The organism is Acetobacter papayae JCM 25143 (genome assembly GCF_000613285.1).
GTDB lineage: Bacteria > Pseudomonadota > Alphaproteobacteria > Acetobacterales > Acetobacteraceae > Acetobacter > Acetobacter papayae.
This window is the reverse complement of the sequence record NZ_BAIN01000173.1, coordinates 1-596: the sequence shown is the minus strand read 5'-3', so window position 1 is coordinate 596 and position 596 is coordinate 1. Positions and strand designations below refer to the sequence as shown.

The following is a 596-nucleotide window of genomic DNA, read 5'->3' as shown; positions in this document are numbered from 1 at the left end:
GCAACCATGATGAAGCTGTCCATACCGCCGTAAGCCTGCGGCAGAACAGAACCCGGCACTGTCACGAGAATGGGGCGGATGCGCGTCATCGCGATCTTGAACAGATCTGACGGGGTCTGCTTGTCAGACGTTACCTGCAGCGCCAGAACCGGCACCGAGGACGCATCCAGACGCATGACCATGGGCGCTGGAATGTTATCAGGCAACTGCTTGATAACGGTCTGGGAAATAGCCGTAACTTCGGCTTCAGCTTCACCGATATCCGTTCCGGGCTGGAAGTAGATATTGACGATGCTGCGGCCGTAATACGAGCTGCTTTCCATATGCTCGATGCCCTCCACTGTGGAGGTCACGGCCAGTTCGTAGTTGTAGGTTATGCGTCCTGCGAATTCCTCTGGCAGCATGCCGCCGTATGTCCACACAACGGACACCACGGGCAGCTTGATATTGGGAAACACATCGGTTGGCGCGCGCATAACAGAGAGCACGCCAAACGCGAGAATGAGCATTGAAAGGACCACAAAGGTGTAGGGCCGTTTCAATGCGGTTATGACGATTGCATTCATGCCTTCCCAGTTCTCGATGGATTGTGGTCG

At 55.2% G+C, this 596-nt stretch carries 1 protein-coding gene; it reads right to left on the bottom strand.

Going from position 1 to position 596, the window contains the following annotated elements; all coding sequences use genetic code 11:
- Positions 1–566 (bottom strand): efflux RND transporter permease subunit (locus tag JCM25143_RS20480; RefSeq protein ID WP_148300166.1); only part of this gene is annotated, 566 nt, incomplete at its 3' end.
- Positions 567–596 lie beyond the last annotated feature (30 nt).